Origin of the sequence: Spartinivicinus marinus (genome assembly GCF_026309355.1) — a bacterium.
In the GTDB taxonomy this organism is placed as follows: domain Bacteria; phylum Pseudomonadota; class Gammaproteobacteria; order Pseudomonadales; family Zooshikellaceae; genus Spartinivicinus; species Spartinivicinus marinus.
Genome location: NZ_JAPJZK010000001.1, coordinates 422150 through 446510, shown reverse-complemented (window position 1 = coordinate 446510; position 24361 = coordinate 422150). Strand labels below are relative to the sequence as shown.

The window sequence follows — 24361 nt, the reverse complement described above, 5'->3', positions numbered from 1 at the left end:
TCAGCTGTTAATTCAACATTTACAAGACCAATAAGTTTTTACATCTGCTTATATGAGAGTACTCGTTTTTACTGCTCTGTATCCTAATGCTTTGCAGCATCGCCATGGGGTTTTTATTGAAAACCGTACTCGACAATATGTCGCTAACACAGGTAATCAAGCAACCGTAGTAGCTCCTGTGCCCTGGTTTCCTTTTTCTCACTCATGTTTTGGTCAGTACGCCGTTTACAACAAGATACCTACTGAAGAAAACCGCTATGGCATCCAGGTTTATCATCCTCGTTATGTCAATATACCGAAAATAGGCATGAATATGCAGCCTAAATTGATGTTTGAGGCAGCTAAGCGATTTATAAAACAATTAATAAGCAATGGTTTGCAGTTTGATGTCATTGATGGCCATTACTTTTATCCTGATGGTGTGGTGGCTGCCTGGCTAGGACAATATTTTAATAAACCGGTTGTTATTTCAGCCCGAGGCCAAGATATCAGTTTTATACCTCAATATGAGAAACCACGGAAGTTGATACAGCAGGCAGCGAAACAAGCTAGTCATTTAATTGCGGTGTGTGATGCACTGAAGCAACAGATGCTGTCGTTAGCAATTGACACACCCATTGATGTATTACTGAATGGTGTGGACTTACAATTATTTCAACTGTTGGAAAACCGCCAGCAGTTACGCCAGCAATTAGGGCTAAGGCAATTTACGTTACTTTCTGTGGGTAATATGATTGAACTGAAAGGTCATCACTTAGTGATAGAAGCTCTATCTCAGTTACCTGGTGTAGAGCTGGTGCTGATTGGTGATGGCCCTGAAAAAACCAAGTATCAAAAACTGGCTGAATCATTAGGGGTATCTGAGCGGATAAAATTCTTAGGTAATTTACAGCAGCGCCAGCTGGTGGATTATTATAATGCAGCTGATGTATTAACCTTAATTTCTCGAAGAGAAGGGTGTCCTAATGTGCTACTGGAATCGATGGCCTGTGGTAACCCTGTTATTGCCAATAATGTAGGGGGGGTGAGTGAGTTAGTAACAAGTTCAGTAGCAGGAACGCTATTAACAGAACGCTCTGTTGCGGCTATTGTTAAAGCAGTAAAAGACCAGCAACTATCCCCTGCGTCACGAGAGTCGGTGAGAGCTTACGCAGAGCAGTATAGCTGGCCTCAAGTGAGTGCAGCTCAACAGGCCATTTTTGAGCAGGTTGTTAATGCATTTGATCATAGCCAGGCACACTCCGTTTAACTTCATTATCTATTACTGATAGCCTCGTGGGCTATTGGTTGACGGCTATTTCTAAAATATTTGATGTTTTGGGTATAACTAGCCAGTTTTTTTATTTTTCTCGCCAGCTCACCGACACCATGTAACTCAGCTTCAAACTGGATTTCTGTTAAATTTTCGCCATCTAAAATACGGTCAAGTGCTAATAGTTGACTGCGGCTATTAACAAAGCCTGATTGGCAAGTTGTAGCGCTGGTAATGCCGGCTTGTTGCAGCCAAGACCAATGTTGCAGGTCCCATTCGCCGCTAGGATAACAAAAATGATTGAGGTGTCCCGATGTAATTCGAGTTAATACTTGTCTGTTCTCGTTTATTTCTTTTATGGTTTCTTCTTCTGACAGAGGGAGCTGGTGACGATGGGTATGTAGTTGTATATCAACTAAATCTTCAAGGGAATCGGAGAGCTGGTCATCGGTCATTAATGTAAATAACTTTTCGTCTCTTATGCTTTGGTAATCTTCTCCCAGCATATGACCAATTGCTTCAGCTAATGCTTCTCTAAACTCATTATGCTTAGCTTCATTACCTAGCTTAATTAGTTGCTGCATTAATTCATAACGGTTATTGCTAAAATTAATGGCGCTATCATTTACTAGACTTTTAATGACACTTAAATCAAGAGTAAGACGCTTGCTTCGCCAAAACATATACTGTATTGCTAATTGAAATACTGGTGTTTGTTTTGTTTGAAAGTAACTGGTGATATAAACAGTTACTGGTAACTTAAAAGTCTTTAATACGGGATAAGCAAGTTGGTAGACACTTTGAAAGCCATCATCAATAGTAATAACGGCATTTAAACCGCTGAGCCGATTAGCTTTTAGCTGGCTAATCGCTTCATCAAGTGGTAATACACGATAACCTGTTGATAGCAACATCTTCAGGCGTTTATGAAAAGTAGCCTGTTTTTGAAAAAGTGATGGGCGAAACTGACATTCATCCCTTAATTCAAAAGCATGGTAGCATAAAATTAACAGTTTATTTTTAGCGAATGGTTTTGTGAGCTGGAATGCACCCATACGCTTTAATGTTTGTAAATAATCTAGCTTGTTCATGAGCTGGCTACTGTTAAATAATCGGGTAGCTGTTGAGATTTTATTTCGTTACTAAAATGATGTTTGTAATGTAAAGAACCAACATACTCAAAGCTGTTTTTTTCAATTAATTGACAAAGAGAAAGGTTGTCTGCTCTTACTACAGCAAATAATTGTTTGGCATTATGTTCGGAAAAAGCATTATTAACCTGTTGTTGGATGCAATTGTGGTATAGGTCTTGAGCTTGAGTTGCAGGGGGAGTGTAGAAGCTATGTAATATAGCGCTATTTGCTGGAAAAGTGATTTTTTGTTTTACTTCATTGAAATAAGCTTGATTAGTATTGGGTGTTAACCATGCGCATGCCAGTAATTTATAGCTATTGACATAGCTATAGGGGATTTCCCCATCCTCTAGTCTTTGACTACATTCAGTTAAAAATTGTTGTCGACTTTGCCAGTCAAACTCTGGACTAAATTTAGTTAAATCGTGTAAGTTAAATGTATTAAAAGTAACTGTTGTATTATTATCAGGGCTTGCAGAGGGGGTTTTAGCGTTAACATTGGACTCATTTTTGAACTGGTAAACTCTTAGTTCTACATCACAATAATACTGTTCTACTATTGCCTTCAAGGCTTTAGTAGAAGTGATCTTATGCGGTAGCGATAAAATACTGTGATAACGTTCTGAAGTTAACCCAATTTGTGTGCTTGAACGTTTAATCGTTTCAGTTGTATGTTGGTTTTTTTCGTGTTTTTGCTTGTGTTTGATATTACTAAAATAAATAAGCTCCACCATATTGTCGTATTCATTAGTGAATTGCTTTTTCCATGGGGCGTTACCCGGGGTTAAATCCAGATATTGATAACCTTCTTGAAGTAATTGTTCTGCTAGCCATAACAGGTGAAGTTCACTGGGTGAGTACCGTGTGTATTGAGGCGCAAAGCATAAAATGCCTAAATGAAGCGTATTTTTACTAATAAAGCCAAGCTGAGCTGAGACTAAGTGTTCATCTAGCCAAAGCCCAGTTAAATGAAGCTGACTGGTTAGTGTTTGACAAAGTGTTGTGAAGAATTGAAATTTAGCTGTATCCTGGCTAAAAGGAAGAAAGTTATTTATTGCTCCTTGATAAAAATCATAAAGAGGGGCTAATTGTTTGAATAAGTGGATTTTTGCTTTAGGCTCAGTTATATGAGTAAATTTAAGTTCACCTAAGCTTTTTAATTGATTAATGTTATTTTTATTACTTTCTTTTGCTAGTGCTTGATCAATGTCACTTGCATTTAGCTTCATGAGAGGGCGTTGAAAATTATTGATGATAAGGTGTTCAGTAAGCCCACTATCTTTTTCTAGCGTGTGAATAAGTAGTGACTTTGGGAGGTATTTTAAATTTAACTGGCTGTCAGGGAATACCTGCTGTATGTCAGTAACCAGTGCAGATAAAAAGTCATACTGTTTTTCTGGGGTTGTTAACCAAGCATGATACTCTGCCTGATGATTGCCTGCTGCGGTAATTTGGTTGCCCCTGATACAAAGAGGCAAACAGGCTACCAGCTGATTGTTATGATACCCTAATGAAAAGGCTAAGTCATAATTATGATGATAAGCTTGCCACCAACTGTTCACATAAGGCTGTGATTGAAAAGAAAAAGCTATAGAGGACTGGTTATATAATTGTTGCCACTGGTTAATGAACTGCTCATTTGTCAGTAGTTGCTCTGCAGCTAGGCCAGTAACGAGCGATGTATCCATGATGATTAATTGCCTGATTTGTTATTTTAAGTGTTTTAATGTTTATATTTAGAGCTGTTTGATTGATGTTCAGTATCGGTTGGTTTTTATTTTCTATTGGTTTGGTTTGGTTTGGTTAGATATTTTAAGGTACTAAATACAGTATACTTCACGGTGAAATAAAAATCATAGTAGTCATCTGTTTTATGGTTTTCTGAAAATAGATTTTTAAGTGATTGCTTGCATTTTATTGTGGTTTTTATAGAGAGCTTTTAGCTGCTTGGTTGTGTGGCTTAGAAATCATAAGGGTAAGTAATCACATTGACCGGGTTTTAGTTTTTGTAATGTTTTTGAAAATAAATATTAATTGCAAAATAATGACTGGAAGCAGATTGGCATACCTAGAGTGAGTTTTTACAACGGCTAAAAGGGTTGATAATTAATGAGTTTAAAATAGCTTTCTACGCTATTATTAATTAGCAACCCCTGAAAGGACTATGAGAAGTAAGCAAGTCTAATGCATTATATTGTGCTTGTGTCAATGACAGTTAAAGATCGATTGTTTTATGCGTGACTTATTGGTTTCAGCTATTATATTTGCTGCCATCCCTTATATTCTCATGAACCCACATGTGGGTATTTATTTTTCAGCCTGGATTGGCTACATGAATCCACACCGGCTAGGGTGGGGCTTTGCTTATAATTTCCCATTTGCATTTGTTGTAGCAATTGTAACCATCCTTGCTTTTTTGTGTTCTAAAGAGAATAAGAAGTTACCATTAACTCCAGTGACAGTCGTATTAATTCTTTTTATTTTGTGGATGGGAGTTAGTACAGCGCTGTCCGTTTACCCTGATTTTGCGTGGAGAAGTTATACTGATGTATTAAAAATTCAATTCTTGATTTGTCTTTCCATGATTCTGATTCAAAGCAAAGAAAGAATTCAGACTCTGGTATGGATTATTGCATTTTCTATCGGTTTTTTTGGTATTAAAGGTGGCTTTTTTTCAATACTTACGGGTATGCAATATCGTGTGTGGGGGCCTCCTGGATCTGTAATTACCGGTAATAATGAATTAGGTGTTGCGCTGTTAATGGTCATCCCATTATTTGTATATCTCTTTTCTACCAGCAGTAATAAATGGGTAAAGCGGCTACTGCTGGGATCCATTCTACTTTGTATCGTATCAGTGATCAGTACTTTCTCCAGAGGTGCTTTCTTAGCCTCTCTATGTATGTTTGCATTCTTATGGACAAAAAGTAAATATAAGTTGCCAATCGCTATGGCTGGCTTGGTTGGATTATTAGTGATGGTACCACTGGTTCCAGATCACTGGGTTGAGCGGATGGGGTCAATTCCTTTCGTAGGGAAATATATTACCCAGTCAGAAGAAGAGGCCGAGATAGATGAGTCTGGCAAAGGGCGGCTCAGTGCTTGGACTATGGCCTATAATATTGCTAAAGCAAGGGTAACGGGAGGAGGTTTTAATTGCTGGACACCAGAGAACTTCCTTCTTTATTCAGACCCTACTCGGGTATTTGATGCCCATAGTATTTATTTTGAAGTGTTGGGAGAGCAAGGATTTCCAGGGCTATTTTTGTTCTTATTATTGTATTTGCTTGCCTGGCGAACAGGAAGTTGGATCATTCGTCACACTAATGATCAAACCAACATGCTATGGGCGAATCAGTTGGCTAAAATGATTCAAGTGAGCTTTGTGGCTTATGCAACGGGTGGTGCATTTTTAGGATTAGGCTATTTTGACTTACCCTACCATTTGGTTTGTTTGTTGGTAGTGACTCAACTGTGGGTTAAGAAAGAGTTGGCTAGGCCAGTTGAGGTGAACCAGGCATCAATAGCAAAGTTTTCCACGGAACCCCCTATATCATCACAAAAATGGCCTTGGGAAAAGTAGTTACATGAAGTTGAAATCGTCTCCAGTCATGCGCCGCTCCCTTCAGTGGGTAGCACAAGGGTTAAGTCAATTTGCCAGCCAGAAGCGGCTAGCGATCTTGATTTACCATCGGGTTTTAGCTGAACCTACAGGAAGAGGTGCAAGCATTATTGATGCGAGCACCTTTCGGTGGCAGATGGACTTAATCAGAGAACACTTTAATGTGCTGCCTTTTAGTGAGGCGTTAGAGCTGTTGCAGAATAATAGCCTACCACCCAGAGCTGTTGCGGTGACCTTTGATGATGGTTATGCAGATAATGCGACAGTAGCACTACCTATCTTGCAGGAGTTACAAATACCAGCCACTTTCTTTATTGCTACCGGTTTTCTGGATGGTGGTTGTATGTGGAATGATCAGGTTTCTGAATCTATTTATCATACAGATCAAAGGGATATCTCATTAACTGATTTAAGGCTGCAAAACCTCTCCCTACACTCAATGGCTGATCGAGATCAAGCCACTCATTATTTATTAAAGCAACTAAAGTATCGATCGTTTGAACAGCGTCAACAATTGGTGGCAGAAGTTGTAAAGCGGTCCGGTGTGTCGTTACCAAAAGACTTGATGATGACTTCAAGCCAGGTCAAACAATTACACCAGGCTGGCATGGAGGTGGGAGCACACACATGTAATCACCCGATACTTCAAAAGGTGAATAAACAACAAGCAGAAAAAGAGATTGCTGATAGTAAGCAACAGTTAGAGGCTATTATTGGTGAGCCTGTTACATTATTTGCCTACCCTAATGGCCGGCCCAAACAAGACTATGGCATTGATCATGTGAAAATGATGCGGCGACTAGGGTTTAAGGCGGCTGTAACGACCGCCTGGGGTGTGGCCACTGCCCACAGTGACATTTACCAGCTGCCTCGTTTTATGCCTTGGGATAAACAGCCTGATAAGTTTATGGCGAGGTTAGTCTTTCAATATCGCAGAACCCATCCAGAGCTAGCAGCTTAGCAGTTGCTTAATTTATATGGGTTTTTAACCAGCTGCCCAAGGTCATTAACAACCAAATCAGCTCACCATAATAAGCACTATGGCCTTGTTGATGCATAGCTTTAGCGTTAACTAAAAAGTCAGGGTTAAAATAGGGCTGATCTACCAGATAGTCGATGGCTTCATAGGCCATTGTTTGTAAGGGCTGATGATCTTTGGTCCACACTCCAAAAGGTAGGCCAAAGCCATGTTTAGATTTGTTGATAATCGCATCGGGTAAAAAGCCTTTAACCGCTTGCTTATAAATACCTCGCAGTTGGGTTAAGTTCACCTTAAGGCTTGAGGGAATAACACACGACAGATCTACCAGCTCGTCATCTAGCATGGGGTAGCGTACGTCGATACCTGCTAAATAGCACATACGATTGACTTTAGGCAAATCGTTATCAGCCAAAGTGCGTTTCCAATCTAAAAACAACATTCGACTGATATAGTCAGCTTTGTCTGGTTGCTGGTAGGTCTGTTGGATTTCGCGTAAAGGCAGCTGAACGTCAACGTCCTGTAAGAACATTGAACTAAATATTTCTACTGGGCTATGGCGGTGCAGAAAATTGTATGTTTCCAAACGGTCTGGTAATGGGGTATTGGCTTGGTCAATATAGCTGTAAGCTTTACCCCCTAGTGGTAGTTTACTAAACCAAGGCTGACGAACCACAGGCTCTAATGCCCGCTGACGAAGCAGGCCAGGAATATGGTGATATAGCTCAAAAATGATTTGTTTCTGGTAGCGAGTGTTACCAGCAAAAAGTTCGTCACCGCCATCACCTGCCAGCATTACATCAACTCCATGTTGCTTAGCCAGCTTGGCGCAAAAATAAGCCGGTAGAGCAGAAGAGTTACCAAATGGCTCATCAAAGCCAGTGATCACTTGTTGGTAATGACTAAGAATATCTTCTGGTTGAATAAAATATTCATGTTGCTCAGTGTTAAAGTGCTTTGCTGCAAGGCGGGCGTATTCAATTTCGTTATATTTTTCGACAGGAAAACCTATGGAAAAGGTTTTTGCAGGCAGGCTGCTTAACTCACTAAGTAAGCCTGATACTGTTGAACTATCCAAACCACCGCTTAGAAAACTGCCGACAGAGCCTTGTTGATTTGCACGGGAAACAGCACTTTTCAGGGTGCTAAGAATAAGCCCTGCAAGCTCGTTGTCGGTTAACTGACTTCTGTCTGTAAATGATGGAGACCAATAGTAACCTTTATTGAATTGCCCTGATTGATAACAAATATATTGCGCTGGCTCTAGCTTATATAAACTGTCGTAAATGGTTCCTGGGCTGGGAATCATATGAAAGTAAAGGTAGTTGTATATTGCCTGGTTACACAGTGCTGTATGGCTATCTGGGTGGTTTTTTATAACTGAAGCAAAACTACCAAAAAAAAGCTGATTGCTGTGTAACTGATAATAAACAGGCTGGGTTGCCATTCGGTCAGTGGCTAAGATAAACGTATCTTGTTGGTGATCATATAAAAACAGACTGAACTGGCCATGTAATTTGCTTAAACAGTTTAAACCAATAGCCTGATAAGCAGTGATTGCGGCAGCCGCTGGATTTTGCTTATTGCTGATGTGGTTGTAAGGTGCTTCCACCCACTGAGGGTAGCCATTAATCAATACGGTAATGCTATCTTGTTGAGCCAGGTGACTGGTGTGGTCAGCCGTGTTAATGAGAGCGAGATTAGTGTTAACAAACGTCTCTAGTGAGTGGTGTTTGGGACAAGGTAGTAAGGTTTTTAGTGTTTCAACAGCACTACCTTCATTAAGTGGATGAGGGGTTAGCCAACCACCAAATGGAATCATGGGACATCCTTTATGACAAGCAATAAGAGCATTAATTTTTTAAGCAAGCAAACCTGTCTAATGGCCAAGCATGTTAACTAGCCAGCATTATTCACTTGCTGACAGAGTAGGAGTTACCATACGCCAGCATCACTCAGTTTTTGCTTAAGTCCAGCAAGCGGGTATCCTTGTTGGTAAGCTTTTTGAGCGTGGTTCTTGGCTTCTTGCAGTTTCTTCATGTCAATATAAAGCAAGCCCAGATTATAATGAAGCTCAGCAAAATTAGGAGAGAGTTGTAGTCCTCTTTGGTATTTTTTTAGTGCTTCATCATGTTTTTGCTTTTTATGTAAGTAAATACCATACAACATGTGAACTACAGCATCATTCGGCTTGAACCGTAAAGCTCTATCAAAAAAGCACTCGGCTGACATATGTTCCTTGCTATATTCAGTATCCGGTCCAGTGTAATATCTGACAACTGCAAATAGGGCTCGATGGTGGTTAGGAAATGCGCGTAAAGTGTAAGTAATGTCGCCCAGTACATGACCAGTCATGCCTTTGTTTAAAGATTCGACGTCTCGGTTAAAGTGAAACTGTTCGACAATAGGCAGCCTGTTTTTAAAATGCTCTGGGTTGGTGTAGTCATATGGGCCATACTGGTTTGTTAAACTACCACACTCAAATTCACCTGCCCAGCTGTTAGTTAAAAAGAGTGCTGTAAATACTAACCATTTAGCTTGCATAAATAATCCCTCAAAGTGAATATCCACATAACCTTATGCAAAAAATTCTCCATGGTTATACCGTAAGAGTGGTTAACTCAATATTTTTAGTATTTAAGAGTTAGTATATAAGAAGTCGATTAACAGCTAAAGATGATAAATTATGAAAAAAGCTGGGCGTGAGCTGAGGATACAACAATTAATTTATATCTGGGCAATAATATTTTTAACAAACTAGAAAAAATAATAAATATAGTGCTGGGTATTATGTGGTTTGCATGGACTTATACGGTAGATGGTGAATAGTGTAAATCAGTTAATACTTACGTTATATCGCTGAAATAGTAACTCAAGTGTACACACTCGATTAAACTGTTTATTGTCTTTGACTTTATCAACTTTTACATAATGGGCAAGATAAGGAAACTCAACATTGAGAAGTTGGCTTAAATATTCTGAAGTTAAATAGTCAGGTCGTTGTAATGACAGGCGATGATGTTTTATTCGATATATCAGTTGTCTGAGTTTAGGGGGGCGCATAGTAATAAGTGAATCTTTAAGCTTGCGTTTTAATGGTGGTGGAGCAGCGAAATGATGACCATAATCTGACGGATAACCTGCTAATATGGGGTCAATGTTAAAAATCATTCTTGCCGCTAAAATACCATGGTTTTTCCACTTGATGGGAACATTAACAGCTGTTATTACACTGTTCATTTCCATAAACGGTGTAAGTGTTAACCCAAACCGATTGTTCAGACTGTTATTCCGACCAGCCCAAAACCGGCAACAAAAAGCAGGATATAAATACTCAATGGATGTGCGGTTTAACCGGTTACGGGTTTGATTGAGAGTTGCTTTTATTTTTTCCGCAAGCTGACGGTGATATTGCTGGGGCTGAAATGCTGGTTTGCACATGGCAGGATCAAACTGACTGAAAAAACTCCATAAAAACTGCTGAATGGTGTAGGGCCGATCAGATAGATAAAAGTAGTTACGGTAGATTTCACCACCATCACCATTGAGTGTTAATCTTCCCCCTTCGCTACGCTGCTTACGGGTAGCTAAGTCCTGACCATTGCCCCATACACCGTCAATAGGGTAGCCATCGAATAAATAAAATGCTTGACTGACCTGCTCAGCCAAATCTGCCGGTGAAAGTGGTGGTGACTGTTGCTTATCTATTTGTTGTAAGGGCAAACCTTCTTGTTCGCAAATTGCTCTCGCAATTTGAGTATGCACGTCTGTACTTTTTCCATAAACATACAGATGGGGGTTAGTGCCTTGTTCTCTTAGTAAGGCTAATATTAGTCGGGAGTCATAGCCCCCTGCTAAGGCAGTGTCAATTTTGTTACCAAAGCATTGATTAATCACAGAGAACTGTTCCCTAAGATTAGCAACACTATCTTCAACCAAAATATCCAGTGGCCCATAGGCTGCTTTAAATCGGGGGTGACAAGCCCGGTAGTCTGTTTTAGGGGTTGGTGTTAGCTGGTAAAGCCAGTGAGGTTCTAAGGTGGCTATTTGGTTGATAACTGTTTCTGTACCAAAGGTGGCGCCTTGAAAGATATATTCATATACCCCTTGTGTGTTAATGGTAGGTTGCTGGGTTGTGGTGAGAAGGGTTAGGAAAGAGGATGATAGGATAGATTGCTCTAAATTATGGTAGACCTTGTATAAACCAAGACTGTCAGTAAAACAAAATAACTGACCTGCCTTATAAATGAGTACACTGAAAGTGCCGTAAAAACGGTTATGAGGGATTGGACGCTTGTTGAAATCATCAAGCAATGTTTGTAATGCAGGCTCACCATGTAAGCCTTGGTACATAAGGGTACCAAGACCGACACAGAAACTCCCCTCACTATTTTCATAGTAATTGGTAACGGGGTTAACCTGCTTGGGGCAAATAATAAGCTCAAAACCCTTCCGGCTCAGTGATATTGGCTGTTGAAAACCTTGCTGCTGTAATGATTGTTTAATAGGCTCAATAAAATTAAAGGCTGACTCCTTTATCAAGGCAAAGGCACCCATATAGATTTCCCTTTCTGGCTAAGATGGCTGAACTGGCTCAACAGAGGATGCAATCGACTTGATTGGTAATAATAGTTGTGGAGTGTGCTTTTGTGTTATTGATAAGTGTATATAAGGCGCATGGCTGGCTAGCATTAATTGCCAAGAGCCAACACAAATGAATGTGGCAGCTCCCATACGAGTCGCTCCTAAACGTTGGTGAGACGCTAAGGAGCCGATGTTAAATGCTGAGATTCGGCATAGGGTCCACTTAACGCCTTGTAGAGCCAGGTACTCATTAACCGTTTGCCAAAGTTTAGGAAAAGTAAAGCCAAGCCGAGCAGCAGGGGTAATGTAAACATCATAATCCCAGGCCGTTTGTTCAGCTGGTCGTGGTGAAAATAAACACTTCACTTCGTCTTCTTGGTAGTCTACTTGACTAATCCAGATATAGCCTACAAAGTTATCTTTAAGATAAGCGGCAAAGCATTGACCTTGCTGGTCAAAGCGACGCTTAATTACTGTTAAAGGCCGAGGGAAGTCTGCAAAACAGGTGGTATCATTGGCAGTGATTGTTTTGATTTCTATCTGCTTGCCCCGATTAGGAGGGAGTAAAGGGGTTTCAGGGATAGGTTGATAATACAAATAGTACTTTATGATTCGGAAGTGTCCCCGAGTCAACTTGTTTAAACTGGTGTGTAACAGATAAAGTAAGCCGTTTAGCCAACCTAATTCCTGGGTTAGTTTGCGAAGCTTGGTGAGCATATATCTTCCCAGATGTAATTGCTGATAAGCTGATAAATAGTTAAAAAATATAGTTAAACATTATGTTTTTAAAATAATGTTGGTGCTAACATTCTAGCACTCAGTTTTTAATACCCTATAGCATATAAAAACCATGGAGTTATTGGTAATGGATGTGATTAATGATGTGAAACAAATTCTGGTTAGCCAGTTGCAGCTGGGAGATCAGTTGTCAGCAGCTAATGAAGAAACGCCGCTACTGGGTGCAATACCAGAGTTTGATTCGATGGCTGTCGTCACCGTTATCACTGCACTAGAAGAGCAATTTGGGTTTGTGGTTGATGATGATGAAATCAGTGCTGAGGTATTTGAGTCCTTAGGCAGCCTATGTGAATTTGTTCAAGCAAAAGCCTAGTTGATTGCCATGGATAGGCTGCAAATTTCACCTCACTTCCTCTCAACCCCAGCGGGGCACTTGTATGCGGTGCATTATGTACCGCCATCAGCAATCTCTACCAAAGGCTATATCGTTCATATTCCGGCATTTGCTGAAGAGATGAATAAATCCCGTCACATAATTAGTAAGCAAGCTAGGCTGATGGCGGAACAAGGCTGGCAGGTAGTCGTTTTTGACTTATCTGGGACTGGGGATAGCGAAGGACTGTTAGTTGATGTTGACTGGCCAACTTGGCTTAACAATATCCAGGCAGTTATGGATTGGCTAATGACTGAACCACTGCCCGTTGTACTATGGGGGTTGCGGTTAGGTGCTTGTTTAGCGGTTGATTATCTTAATCGCTTACCATCGCCGGAAAATACTCATTTATTGTTATGGCAACCCATCATTAAAGGTCAGCCATTTTTACAGCAATTTTTAAGAATGCGATTAGCCGCTGACTTATTAGACAAGCAAACCGGTGAAACGGTTAAATTATTACGTGAACAGCTGGTAAAAGAAGGCAGCTTAGAGGTAGCAGGTTATTTACTTCCTAATCAACTAACCAGTGCCATTGACCAAATAGACTTAACTCAACAGTTACTGCCGTTAACAGCTCAGGTGGTTTGGCTGGAAATGATTCGTGAAACGGGAGCATCTTTATCTTTACCCAGTCAAAAAACAATAGCTGCTTGGCAACAGAATCATAATAAATTACATCAAACGAATATTGTGACAGACCCTTTTTGGTCTACACAGGAGTTGACGACAGGTGATGGGTTTATTGAGCAGACCCTTCATTATCTACCTCAACTGTTGATTAAGTCTGCCCTAAAGCAATCCGTAGTCAGTATGGAAAGCTAGTTTACTGGTTTCAATGTTGAATCAATAATGCCATGAATGAACAACCTGTTATTTTCCCCTGTTTAAATGAAAGGCTTATAGGTGTAATTCACCAACCAACAGAGCCGGTTGATACTGGTGTATTAATCATAGTGGGTGGCCCTCAGATGAAATCAGGTAGTCATCGTCAGTTTGTCCTATTGGCTCGGGCGCTGGTCAAGCAGAGTATTGCCGTCATGCGCTTTGACTACCGGGGAATGGGAGACAGTACTGGTGAGTTGCAAGGGTTTGAAACCATTAATGATGATATTAAAGCGGCAGTAGATGAGTTTTTTAATCAACAACCCAAGCTACAACAGGTGGTGTTGTGGGGACTATGTGATGCTGCATCAGCAGCATTGTTTTACGGTTGGCGAGACTCTAGAGTAAAAGGCCTGGTATTAGCCAATCCTTGGGTTCGTTCAGAAGCAGGCTTGGCGCAGGTATATGTGAAAAATTATTACTGGTCGCGGCTATTTGATAAGCATTTCTGGCTCAAGGCGTTTCGAGGTCAGTTGAAAATAAAACAAGTGGCTTCTGATTTTTATCAAAATATCACCAAACTTATAGTTACTCGTAAAAAAATATTAAAAGGAAACGAGCAGGAAGTAACGGCTGATAAGCCTGTTGAACCCAGCCACTTTATAGATCGTATGCGTTATGGGTGGGATAAGTTTTCAGGAAAGACCTTATTACTATTAAGTGGAAATGATCTTACCGCTGCTGAGTTTGTTCAGCTTACTCAAAGCCATCCTCATTGGCGACAGTTGCTAAATAAATCGACAGTTACCCAATGGCACTGTGCAGAGGCTAATCATACTTTTTCGACAGGCAAATGGCGTAACCAGGTAGAGCAGCAAACAGTGGAATGGATTATTAACCATGTGGTTGGTGGTTAAAGTAGAGCAGGTGAGTTTGTCTGAGCAGCCCATCATCAATCAGTAAATTGCTGAAGAGGTATGGTAGTTGCCTTATAAAAAAGGTATTCCTTCAGGGCTAGAAAAACGTATGCACTTCTTTAGAGATAAGAAAAAGTTTGTTTTGGGGTTAGTATTACTGAGTTTGGCCGCCTATGGTGGGATACAGGTTGATAACCATCTCAGTACGCAAGATGAAAATAGTAAAGCGACAAGAGTTGTGACCAAACAACTTTCTGAATTTGCCACAAAGCAGCTAACCACTGATCTTGATAGTCATAAGCTTGATGGACAGCCTGTTACACAACATCCCCGCATTTTTTTAACTTTTTTACAAAACTGGCAAGGGAGGTCTGTACACCCTGTTTTTCAAGAACGCATGGCACTGTTTAAACAGCGCAAAACTGTTTCTGTCAATCCTTGTGTTTATAAGTCAGTATTAGCAAATGCCGGTTGTTGGGTAACCAAGCCTGAAAAGGAAATAGGCGAACAACTGGTTAAGAGTTTGTTTAATTTTTATTTAATGCCACCAAAATCCAGTGGTTATTATGGTAATGCATGGAAGTTGGCATTGGCTTATGATTTAGCCTGTACATACCCTGGATTTAGTCAAAAAGACCGTGCAGCTATAGAAAAACGGTTAGAAAAGCAACTTGAAGATTTGTTGGATGTGCTGGAAGAAGATGGGTTATCGATGTGGCATGGTCGTGCTTCAGTTGCGTCCCAAGCCTTTTTATTGGCCATGGTATTGGACCATAGTAGTGAGCGCCGGCAAGAATTATTAAAACGGAGTCAAGCTTACTTTTTGGACTTGATGGCAGCTCTGGATTTAACTGAAGCCTGGCCGGAGGGGTATAATTACTGGATTCAGAACCGAGCTATCCCTATAGCGTTGGCTGCAGCGGCCTATGTGAATGGTTTACGACATAGTCAGCAGGCAGAAAAAATTCGAGAAATTATTCGCCGAGCAGGTTATTGGGTAATTTACGCTACACGTCCAGATGATAAAATAGAGGGGCTTGGTGATGAGGGCTCTCGAATTGACTTAAAAGATATCTCGCGGCCTTATATTGATTTTATTGCCCAACTGACTCAGGACAGTGAACTAGCTGAGTTTTCTGAGTATTTGTATCAAGTCCATGAAGGGCAAAGCTACTATGATGGGTGGCGATGGGCTTTTCGCATATTTAATGATCCTCAACTTGTGAGGCAGCCAGTTAACTCAAAGCAACTGGTTTTCGCTCGTAATAATCTCCCTACTGCAGATATTTTTGGTAAAGGTGCATTTAATCAGGCATATATTCGTTCTGGCTGGTCAGATCAAGATACTTTAATTAGCTTCCGTGCTGGGCACCAATTCAGTCATCATGGTCACTATGATGCAGGTCACTTTACTATTCATAAGCAGCTGCCTTTAGCCATCAACAGTAGTACTTATGGTCGTTACGATGCCCCTCATCGTCTTAATTATGCAATTCGCTCTGTGGCTAAAAATACCTTGTTGATTATGCGCCCTGGGGAAAAGGTAAGACCAAATAAGTTTTTTCAAAATAATGTGGCAGATGGTGGGCAGCGGATTATTCAGCCGACTGGAAGTTCTATTCCTTCAGTGAGTCATTGGTATAAAAACCTTTATAAAGGGAAGCATTTAGAGGGAGGAACCATCGCTAGAGCAGACTTATCCCCAGCTTATAGTTACCTCTATGCAGACTTAACAGGTGCTTATAATAACAGTGAGTACGACGATAATGGTGATTTAGGTAAAGTCAACAAGGTTACTAGAGAGCTTTTTTATTTGCGGGAACAAGATCAATTGTTGATATATGACACGATTGCAGCAACCAGCCCTGCTTATATAAAAAAGTGGTTATTACATAGCGTTTATCAACCTGCAGTTAAGGGATTGAAGTTAATAAAAGGTAAAGCTCACAATGGTATTTCAACTTCAGATGCCTCAGAAGCTATTATCACCAATGGTAACAGCCGTTTATTTTTGAAAAAATTATTACCAGTTAATGGCAAGTTAAATGTGATTGGTGGGCCTAATTATCGTTATTATGTTGATATTGATGGCGATGGCCATACTTGGGATGGGATTAACTTTGATCAGGGAGCATCTGATAAAAAGTGGTTTGATTCTGGTTTCTGGCGTTTAGAGCTAACATCAACAGAGCCAAAAGAAGTAGAGCAGTTTTTGGTTGTTTTAACGCCTCGTATTGGTAAAAAAACGGTTAATCAAAGTGACATTAAGGTTCTGAAGGCAGAAAAAAACTATTATGCTGTGCAAATGAAGTCTTCTGTTGTCGTATTTTTGGCTGATTCTACGATTAATCAACTGGATTTAGACTGGAAGGCACCATTGAAAAAAATCTATCTAGTAGGGCTGGCACCGAAACAACAACTAGAGGTGAAAGGGCAGTCGTCCATTACTAATAGTGTACCTGTCCAGAAAGTTGTAGCTAATTTGCAAGGTACTGCGGTTATGACAATATCACCACAAACAACCCATGTACAAATTGGCCTGCTAAAAAAGTTAGCAACTAGTGCCCTATCCTATAAATAAAGCAACTAGCGTAGGGTTTTTAATCGTTAAAGTAATATTTCCTTTACAGGGGGGTGACTTAAAAATTCTGCAGGACTTGCTGTTGGCCCATACGCACCAGATTGAGTGATCACTATTAGATCGCCAGTATCAGCTTTAGGTAACATGACTTTATCACCTAGGGTATCCAAGGGCGTGCACAAAGGCCCAACGATTTGAACCGGCTCATAGTCAGCTTTGTTCATTTTGTTACCTAGATAAACGGGGTAGTTTTTGCGAATAACCTGGCCAAAGTTACCTGAATTAGCCAAGTGGTGATGGAGTCCGCCATTGGTGATTAAAAACGTCTGACCACGAGACTGCTTAATATCGATAATTTCTGCTACATAAACACCAGCTTCTCCTACTAAATAACGGCCTAGTTCAATAACTAATTCACAGTGACTTAATGTTGAGTGATATCGGCTAATAAGTTGAGAGAGGTTATGACAAATAGGAGTTAACTCTAAGTCTGTTTCACCTGGGAAGTAGGGGATGCCTAGCCCTCCACCAATATTGAGTTTAATTAATGGTACTGGAGAAACAGCGGCTAATTCGGTTGCTAAAGCAAATGTTTTGTTATGAGCTTCAATGAGAGCTTCTACTTTTAAATTTTGTGAACCTGAAAAAATATGAAAACCTTGCAGATTAATCAGGTCTGTATTCAGGCTGTTTAAGATATCAGGTAATTGCTCTGCATCTATGCCAAACTGCTTGGGGCCTCCCGACATTTTCATTCCAGAGGTTTTTAGTTCGTAGTTAGGGTTAACTCGAAAAGCAATGTTGGGCTTAAGCTTGAGCCGTTGGCCAATTGCTTCAATACGATGTAACTCGCCAGTAGACTCCACATTAATGGTAATGGCTGATGCAATGGCAGCAGTCAGCTCTTGGTTAGTTTTGCCTGGGCCTGCAAAACTGATATTACTACTATTCATTCCGCTGTTTAGTGCAGTATGTAATTCTTTGATGGAAGCTACATCTAATCCATCAACTAAGGTGGCCATATGGTCAACCACGGCCGGCATTGGATTTGCCTTGATGGCATAGTGAAGTTTAATTGGCTCAGGTAGTGCTTGTTTTAATTGGTTAACTCGCTGGCTAAGCAATTGCCGGTCATAGCAATAAAAAGGGGTGCTACCCACAATACTGGCTATTTGGGGAAGCGATTTACCGGCTATTTGTAAACAGTTGTCGGTTACCGTAAAACCTTTTAATGGTGTATGAACAGGTTTATTTTGCATAATTGACTCGTTGTATAATCTTAATCAGTACTAAAAAAAGCAGGTTATGCCCCTATCCATCATTCGATAACTCACTAATTAACGCCTTTCGATCGATTTTGCCATTGGGGTTTCTAGGTAGAGTTTGGAAACGGGCAATCTGTTGTGGAACCATAAACCCTGGTAGTTTCTGTTTACATATGTTGGTGATAGCAACTTCATCAATAGGGGTTGTATCTCGAGGTGTAACAGCCAGTACAATGGCTTGGCCTAATTGTGGGTGGGGCACCCCTAGAGCAGCGACTTCACCAACTAAGTTAGAGGCATAAACGACTTCCTCGACTTCTGTGGGGCTGACTCGATATCCTGAGGTTTTAATCATGTCGTCATTGCGACCTATAAAGTATAAGAAGCCTTCTTCATCTTTTTTGACAAGATCACCAGACCAAACAGCAATTTCTGTGATGGGAATACCGCTAATTGGGTTGGGTATGGGCTTGAAGCGTTCCTGTGTTCTGGCTTGATCACTCCAATAACCCAGAGCAACTAAGCTACCTCGATGGACTAGTTCTCCAGGCTCATTAGCTTCACACTCTTCCCCCGCTTCATTAATAACCAGGAGCTCTGCATTGGGGATGGCTTTGCCCATTGAAGTAGGGCGTTTAGCTAATTCATTGGGAGGTAAGTAACTAGAGCGAAAGGCCTCTGTTAAGCCATACATTAAATAAGGGGCAGTATTCGGCAGTTGTTGTTGTAACTTGGTAAGAGTTGCGGTGGGCATTGCCCCACCAGAGTTGGTGATATAACGCAAATGCTTGGTGGTAGCCTCTGGCCAGGATAAGTCAGCCAGCTGAACCCATAAGGGAGGCACTGCCGCTAAGCCGGTGATTTTGTATTTATTAACCGCCTTGATGACATCTCTAGGTAGTAAGTAGTCCATTAAATAACAGCAAGCCCCAACAGAAAAAGCGGTTGTTAATTGGCTTAACCCATAATCAAAACTAAACGGAAGGACTGCTAATATTTTGTCTTGAGGGGTGTTATCTAAATACTCTGCCACACTATGGGCGCCAGTTACCATATTACGATGCGATAACACGACACCTTTAGGGCGTCCAGTGCTGCCGGATGTATATAAAATGGCCGCCATGTCCATATCAATTGAATGAGTAGCAAGTCGTTGATGAGAGCTATCCAGTAGTGCTTGCCATGAGATTATTGGCAGAGTGTTGTTAGGCTCTATGGTCATCTCATCAATTAACACTACTTGCCTTAGGTCGTGGCACTGAGATAACTCTGAGGAGAGTTGCTTTAAGCGAGCCGCATTGGTGATTAATATTCTGACATTACAGTCTTGTAATATATAACGGACCTGCTCCGGTTTTAATATGGGGTTAACTGGAACAAATACACCTCCTGCCGCGGATGTGCCCATCATGCTAAAAACAGTTTCGGGTAGTTTAGGTAGGTAAATAGCCACTCTTTCGTGGCGGCTAAGCCCTTGTTTGGCCAGGCCATTGGCGACTTGCCAAATATTATCAACCACTTCCTGATATGTATAAACTTGTTCTTTATAACCTAGTGCTACAGCCTTAGGTGTTATAGCGCTTTGTTTGATTGCTAACTCATGTAAAAGTTGGCTCATTGAATAGCTCGTCCTTAAGTGGTTTGGCGGTTGCAATAATTATAAAAAACGTAAACAGTTATTGGTAATCTTAAGTTTTTAAATGCTCTGGATGATGACAATGGCTATTAATTAATATTATGATTTTTTTATTGTATTAACGAACGGAATCTTAATGGTGATGTGGGGTAATTCACGATCTTTTAATATGAGTAGTTGGTTCATCTTAGCCTTTGTTGTGACTGTGTCTGATGGTTTTGCTAAATCATTAGCGGATTCTATACAACAAATCAAGCCCAGTGTGGTGGGGGTGGCTACTTATTTACCTACTAGAAGCCCTCCTGTGAGTTTATTAGGCACAGGGTTTGTTGTGGATGATGGCTATCATGTGGTGACTAATGCTCATGTTATTCCTACTAAATTGAATCTAGAAAAAAAGGAACGTCTTGTCGTTTTATATGGGCAGGGTAATAAACCTTCTGTGAGAGAAGCAAGAGTTTTTAAGACAGATGAGCCCCATGATCTTGCGTTATTACGGCTAAAAGGATCTACCTTAAAACCATTAACGTTGGGGGATTCCAGTAAGGTGCGAGAAGGTAATCAAATTGCTTTTACTGGGTTTCCAATTGGGTTGGTGCTAGGGTTATATCCTGCAACCCATCATGGCATTGTAGCGAGCATTACGCCCGTTGCTATTCCTGTTATGTCTGCAAAAGAGTTGGATGTTCCTCATATCCAACGCTTACGAAGCCCTTATAATGTGTTTCAACTGGATGCAACTGCTTATCCTGGTAATAGTGGTAGCCCAGTATTTTTAGCTGCTACTGGTGAGGTGATTGGCATAGTAAACAAAGTATTTGTTAAGCAAACAAAAGAGTCTGTATTAGCAAAACCGAGTGGTATTACCTATGCTATTCCAATCAGTCATGTTAAAGCGTTAATTCAGCGAAAATAATAACTGTGGCAACGTAGTATAAAAAATAAGTAGTAAAAACTAGTAATAAGGGGTTAGCCTTCGCTCTTTATGGTTTCTTCTATCTGAGGTTACTAGGTTCCCTTCTGAATCAGTGAACGGATAGTAAATAGGTTTGCTATTTTTACGGCGATCGTAGTATTTATTACGTTGAAGGCAGTCAGTTACTTGCTTATTTGAAGCGTAACGTTTAGCCGCAGAGTTAAAAACTATAATTGCCATACAGCCAATAATGACAATGGTGATGAGTAGCAGCCATACACTTATCATTGGCACACCCCTCATTTTATATTTTAATGTTGAACATTTTTTGCAAAATGTGAGCCTTACCCGTCTAATTTATTGATTATCAAACGGTTATATTTATTATTAGCCCTCACGCTCATTAAGTTGTAATATTTTTTGACGCTTTTGTGACATTTATACAGTTGAGGGGCATATGCCTGGATGGATTGGGGTCGATTTAGATGGCACCTTGGCACGTTATGATAAGTGGCGAGGGCCTGAGCATATAGGTGAGCCGATCAAACCCATGCTGGATCGAGTAAAAAATTGGGTATTGCAAGGACAGGAAGTAAAAATATTTACGGCCAGGGCTTCTGTTCCTGAGTATCTTCCCTATGTAGAAAAGTGGCTAACTGAAAACGGTTTAGCTGGGTTAGAGATAACTAACGTGAAGGACTTCAGAATGATTGAACTATGGGATGATCGCTGTGTACAGGTTTGTACCAATAAGGGCAAACCACTAAGATTCAGTAAGCGACTGGGCTTTTGACTAGTTATACTTTTGAAGGCTAAGCCAGTCTAGTTGCTGGCTCAAACATAAAGGGGCTGGCTCTTAACGAGCCCCTTTACCAAATAAGATCACTTCAACGGTTTGAATTAAAATAAGAATATCTAGAAATAGACTATGATTCTTTACGTAGTAAAGATCATATTCAAGTTTATGTTTGGCATCGTTATCAGAAGCGCCATAAGGGTAGCAAAGCTGTGCCCAGCCTGCGATACCTGGTTTGATTCGATGGCGCTCATCATAATAAGAAATTTTTTCTTTCAGGTTAGCCACAAACTCTGGCCGTTCTGGCCTTGGTCCAACAAAGCCCATATCACCTTTTAATACATTCAGGATTTGGGGTAACTCATCAATTCGGTATTTTCTAATAATTCGGCCTGTTTGAGTGATTCGAGGGTCATTTTGGGTGGCCCACTGTGCCTGACCACTTTTTTCCGCATCAATTCTCATGCTACGGAATTTGAGGACATCAAAAACTTCTCCATTAAGACCAACTCGACGTTGGCGATAAAAAATAGGTGCTTTAAACCCTTCTTCTAGCCAAATACCTAGTATTGCAAAAGCCATTAAGGGCCAGGCAAAGCAAAGTAGGGTTAAGCTAGCGACAATATCAAATAAGCGTTCAGAATAGGTTCTCAGGTTACTTTGGCTAAAGCCATCAGAAAATACCATCCAACTTGGGTGAAGCAGTTCAAGTTCGATCTTGCCTGTTTCTCTTTCAAAAAAAGTCAGAATATCAACAACTTCAATGCCGCTTAGTTTGCAGTCTAATAGCTCATTAATTGGAAAGTTTTTTCTGCGATCATCAACGGCAACAACTATTTCATCAATCTTGTTATCAACGGCATATTCCAGTAATGAGCCTTGATGACTAATGATAAGTTCATTAGAAACAATATCGGCTTCGCTTGAGATATGCATAAAGCCAATAACACTAAAACCGCGACGATCACTTTTCCGACGTAATCGCTGACAAATGTTGTTTGCCCTTCTGCCGGCTCCTAACACTAACACGCGGCGCTTTAAGATTTTCTCGTCCACAAGTCTGGTGAAGCACCAGCGGATACAGACAATACTTAAGAAGGCAATAGTAATAGTGACAATAAAAACACCGCGGCCAATTAGTAATGTAGGGAAAAGGAAAAAGCAAAGAGAAAGAATGATGCTGCCAAGAAGAAAGCTAATAGCTGAGCGTATCAGCATACCAGTGAGTCCTTCTCTTAGTCGAGCCTGGTAGAGGCCCATTGCTATCATACTAATGATAAAGGCAGCACCAAGTACTAATGCCCGAATGATTAAAGGGCTGGCAGGGTCCTGGCCAGTAGGCTCAAGTGTTCCGAAGCGTATGAGGGCACCAATGTGGGTCGCAGCAATGAAGGCACAAAGCTCAAATAGCCCCAGTATTAAATAGGGTACTCTTATATGGTGTTTGAAAATACGAATACTGCTCACTGAAACTCCCTTTATCCTTAAATATGGCTATGGCTTCCCGTGTGCATATAGATAACTTCTGCTTCCGTGTAAAGGGGCACGTCCCCTAGAGCTAGCGCGCTAATTTATTATAAGAGGCTTTTAATGTCAGTTAATTACTTCAACATATTTAATGTTTTTTGAAACTTAACTGTTATTAGGTTAAATCAGTCTCTGGTTTGCGCTGAGCTTTAATTTGCCATTTCTGTTGACCAATAATAACACCGGTCAGAATTAATATGACTGCCACTAACTGTGTGGTTGTTAGCCATTCGTCTAAAATGATGGCGGCTAAAATAACTGTGAACACAGGGATTAGATTAACAAATGTTGATGCACTATTAGCAGACAACTGACTAACACCGTAGTTATAAAGCCCATAAGCACCACATGTAACAATACTACCCAGATAAATAATAGCTAGGGTTGGTTCTAATTCAATTTGTGTAGGTAAATCACTACTTAAAGCAAAAGGCAAGAAAAACAAGGTTCCTGCAACAGACTGAACAGCAGTCAATGTTATTGCGTTATAACGAAAAGCTAGTTTTTTCAGCGCTATGGTATAAAAAGCTGCCAGGACCATTGCAATTAATTCTAAAAAATTACCTAGCAGCGGATTTGGCGCATGTTCACTCTTTTCTGATAAAAAAGTTAACCAAAGTGCGCCTATAAATGCAATCACTAACCCTGTCAGCAAAAGTTTGGACGGCTTTTCTTTTAAGAATAACCAAGCACCTATAGTTACAAGTGCTGGATATAAAGCTGTAACTGCTCCTGCCTGAGCTGCACTGGTATGCTCTAAGGCGAGACTTTCAAAAATAAAATACAGGCATGGTTCACAAAGTACCATTATAAAAAATAGCTTAAGATCACCAGGTTGGTATTGGCGAAATGAAATGCGACGGAAACAGGCTAGAAAACAGAGGGTTGCAATTAGCATTCGAGCAAAAATAACCAGCCACATAGAATAGTGACTAAAGGCTATTTTTAAAGCAATAAAGGAACTACCCCAAAGCAGCATTGCTAAAACTAAAATGCTATACGCAAACCACGGTGTGCTTTGGCTGGTTGTATTCATGGGTAGATATGACTTAAGTATGTGACATAAATAAAGAGCTGCTATTAGATAGCTTTTAGCTAATAGAATCAACTTCTAGTTAGTTACAGGCCTTTGGTGATGATGGAATAGAGGATAGAAG

20 protein-coding genes are annotated in these 24361 nt (G+C 40.5%); 9 read left to right on the top strand and 11 right to left on the bottom strand.

The window, feature by feature from the left end; all coding sequences use genetic code 11:
• The first annotated feature begins 52 nt into the window (after window positions 1-52).
• Window positions 53-1249 carry a glycosyltransferase family 4 protein gene (locus tag OQE68_RS02000; RefSeq protein WP_180569694.1) on the top strand — a complete coding sequence of 399 codons (1197 nt, stop codon included), beginning with the start codon at window positions 53-55 and terminating at the stop codon, window positions 1247-1249.
• 5 nt (window positions 1250-1254) lie between these two features.
• On the opposite strand, the gene OQE68_RS01995 is transcribed toward OQE68_RS02000, so the two are convergent.
• Together OQE68_RS01995 and OQE68_RS01990 are read right to left on the bottom strand one after the other, a co-directional pair.
• Window positions 1255-2343: a polysaccharide deacetylase family protein gene (locus OQE68_RS01995; RefSeq protein ID WP_180569693.1), complete on the bottom strand. Its 1089-nt coding sequence runs from the start codon at window positions 2341-2343 to the stop codon at window positions 1255-1257.
• Window positions 2340-4073 carry a GNAT family N-acetyltransferase gene (locus tag OQE68_RS01990; RefSeq protein WP_180569692.1) on the bottom strand — a complete coding sequence of 578 codons (1734 nt, stop codon included), beginning with the start codon at window positions 4071-4073 and terminating at the stop codon, window positions 2340-2342. The genes OQE68_RS01995 and OQE68_RS01990 overlap by 4 nt, the downstream gene beginning before the upstream one ends.
• A 545-nt stretch (window positions 4074-4618) precedes the next feature.
• Between OQE68_RS01990 and OQE68_RS01985 the strand changes: the two genes are divergently transcribed.
• Window positions 4619-5968 carry a putative O-glycosylation ligase, exosortase A system-associated gene (locus tag OQE68_RS01985; RefSeq protein ID WP_180569691.1) on the top strand — a complete coding sequence of 450 codons (1350 nt, stop codon included), beginning with the start codon at window positions 4619-4621 and terminating at the stop codon, window positions 5966-5968.
• Between the two features lie 4 nt (window positions 5969-5972).
• Window positions 5973-6968, top strand: coding sequence for a polysaccharide deacetylase family protein (locus OQE68_RS01980; RefSeq protein ID WP_219340104.1), 996 nt, complete (start codon window positions 5973-5975; stop codon window positions 6966-6968).
• 7 nt (window positions 6969-6975) lie between these two features.
• On the opposite strand, the gene OQE68_RS01975 is transcribed toward OQE68_RS01980, so the two are convergent.
• From OQE68_RS01975 to OQE68_RS01960, 4 genes are all read right to left on the bottom strand, one after another.
• Window positions 6976-8808, bottom strand: a complete 1833-nt coding sequence (locus OQE68_RS01975) for an asparagine synthetase B family protein (RefSeq protein WP_180569690.1) — start codon at window positions 8806-8808, stop codon at window positions 6976-6978.
• A gap of 113 nt (window positions 8809-8921) precedes the next feature.
• Window positions 8922-9530 carry a tetratricopeptide repeat protein gene (locus OQE68_RS01970; RefSeq protein ID WP_180569689.1) on the bottom strand — a complete coding sequence of 203 codons (609 nt, stop codon included), beginning with the start codon at window positions 9528-9530 and terminating at the stop codon, window positions 8922-8924.
• A 291-nt stretch (window positions 9531-9821) separates the two neighbouring features.
• Window positions 9822-11543, bottom strand: coding sequence for an asparagine synthetase B family protein (locus OQE68_RS01965; RefSeq protein ID WP_180569688.1), 1722 nt, complete (start codon window positions 11541-11543; stop codon window positions 9822-9824).
• A gap of 18 nt (window positions 11544-11561) precedes the next feature.
• Entirely contained in the window at window positions 11562-12287 is a 726-nt protein-coding gene (locus OQE68_RS01960) for a GNAT family N-acetyltransferase (protein ID WP_180569687.1), read from the bottom strand.
• Window positions 12288-12435: 148 nt separating this feature from the next.
• On the opposite strand from OQE68_RS01960, the gene OQE68_RS01955 reads away from it, so the two are divergent.
• The 4 genes from OQE68_RS01955 (at window position 12436) to OQE68_RS01940 (ending at window position 17064) form a co-directional block, all read left to right on the top strand.
• Window positions 12436-12681, top strand: coding sequence for an acyl carrier protein (locus OQE68_RS01955; protein WP_180569731.1), 246 nt, complete (start codon window positions 12436-12438; stop codon window positions 12679-12681).
• 9 nt (window positions 12682-12690) lie between these two features.
• Window positions 12691-13566, top strand: a complete 876-nt coding sequence (locus OQE68_RS01950; RefSeq protein WP_180569686.1) for a hydrolase 2, exosortase A system-associated — start codon at window positions 12691-12693, stop codon at window positions 13564-13566.
• Between the two features lie 32 nt (window positions 13567-13598).
• A complete protein-coding gene (locus OQE68_RS01945; protein WP_180569685.1) occupies window positions 13599-14483 on the top strand; it encodes a hydrolase 1, exosortase A system-associated in 885 nt (294 codons plus the stop codon).
• Window positions 14484-14550: 67 nt separating this feature from the next.
• A complete protein-coding gene (locus OQE68_RS01940; RefSeq protein WP_180569684.1) occupies window positions 14551-17064 on the top strand; it encodes a heparinase II/III family protein in 2514 nt (837 codons plus the stop codon).
• 26 nt (window positions 17065-17090) lie between these two features.
• Here the strand turns inward: OQE68_RS01940 and OQE68_RS01935 are convergent, their stop codons facing one another.
• Both OQE68_RS01935 and OQE68_RS01930 read right to left on the bottom strand, forming a co-directional pair.
• Window positions 17091-18323 (bottom strand): pyridoxal-dependent decarboxylase, exosortase A system-associated, encoded by a 1233-nt coding sequence (locus tag OQE68_RS01935; protein ID WP_180569683.1) that lies wholly within the window; start codon window positions 18321-18323, stop codon window positions 17091-17093.
• Between the two features lie 52 nt (window positions 18324-18375).
• The gene (locus tag OQE68_RS01930) at window positions 18376-19947 is read right to left on the bottom strand and encodes an acyl-CoA ligase (AMP-forming), exosortase A system-associated (protein WP_180569682.1); all 1572 of its coding nucleotides are present in this window, start codon (window positions 19945-19947) and stop codon (window positions 18376-18378) included.
• A gap of 187 nt (window positions 19948-20134) precedes the next feature.
• Here OQE68_RS01930 and OQE68_RS01925 point away from each other — a divergent pair, with 187 nt between their 5' ends.
• Window positions 20135-20881, top strand: a complete 747-nt coding sequence (locus tag OQE68_RS01925) for a S1C family serine protease (RefSeq protein WP_180569681.1) — start codon at window positions 20135-20137, stop codon at window positions 20879-20881.
• A gap of 39 nt (window positions 20882-20920) precedes the next feature.
• Here the strand turns inward: OQE68_RS01925 and OQE68_RS01920 are convergent, their stop codons facing one another.
• Window positions 20921-21169, bottom strand: a complete 249-nt coding sequence (locus OQE68_RS01920) for a hypothetical protein (RefSeq protein WP_180569680.1) — start codon at window positions 21167-21169, stop codon at window positions 20921-20923.
• Window positions 21170-21338: 169 nt separating this feature from the next.
• Here OQE68_RS01920 and OQE68_RS01915 point away from each other — a divergent pair, with 169 nt between their 5' ends.
• Window positions 21339-21674 carry a hypothetical protein gene (locus OQE68_RS01915; RefSeq protein WP_180569679.1) on the top strand — a complete coding sequence of 112 codons (336 nt, stop codon included), beginning with the start codon at window positions 21339-21341 and terminating at the stop codon, window positions 21672-21674.
• A 63-nt stretch (window positions 21675-21737) separates the two neighbouring features.
• Here the strand turns inward: OQE68_RS01915 and OQE68_RS01910 are convergent, their stop codons facing one another.
• Window positions 21738-23144, bottom strand: a complete 1407-nt coding sequence (locus OQE68_RS01910) for a TIGR03013 family XrtA/PEP-CTERM system glycosyltransferase (RefSeq protein ID WP_180569678.1) — start codon at window positions 23142-23144, stop codon at window positions 21738-21740.
• 175 nt (window positions 23145-23319) lie between these two features.
• Entirely contained in the window at window positions 23320-24240 is a 921-nt protein-coding gene (locus OQE68_RS01905) for a DMT family transporter (protein WP_180569677.1), read from the bottom strand.
• Window positions 24241-24361 lie beyond the last annotated feature (121 nt).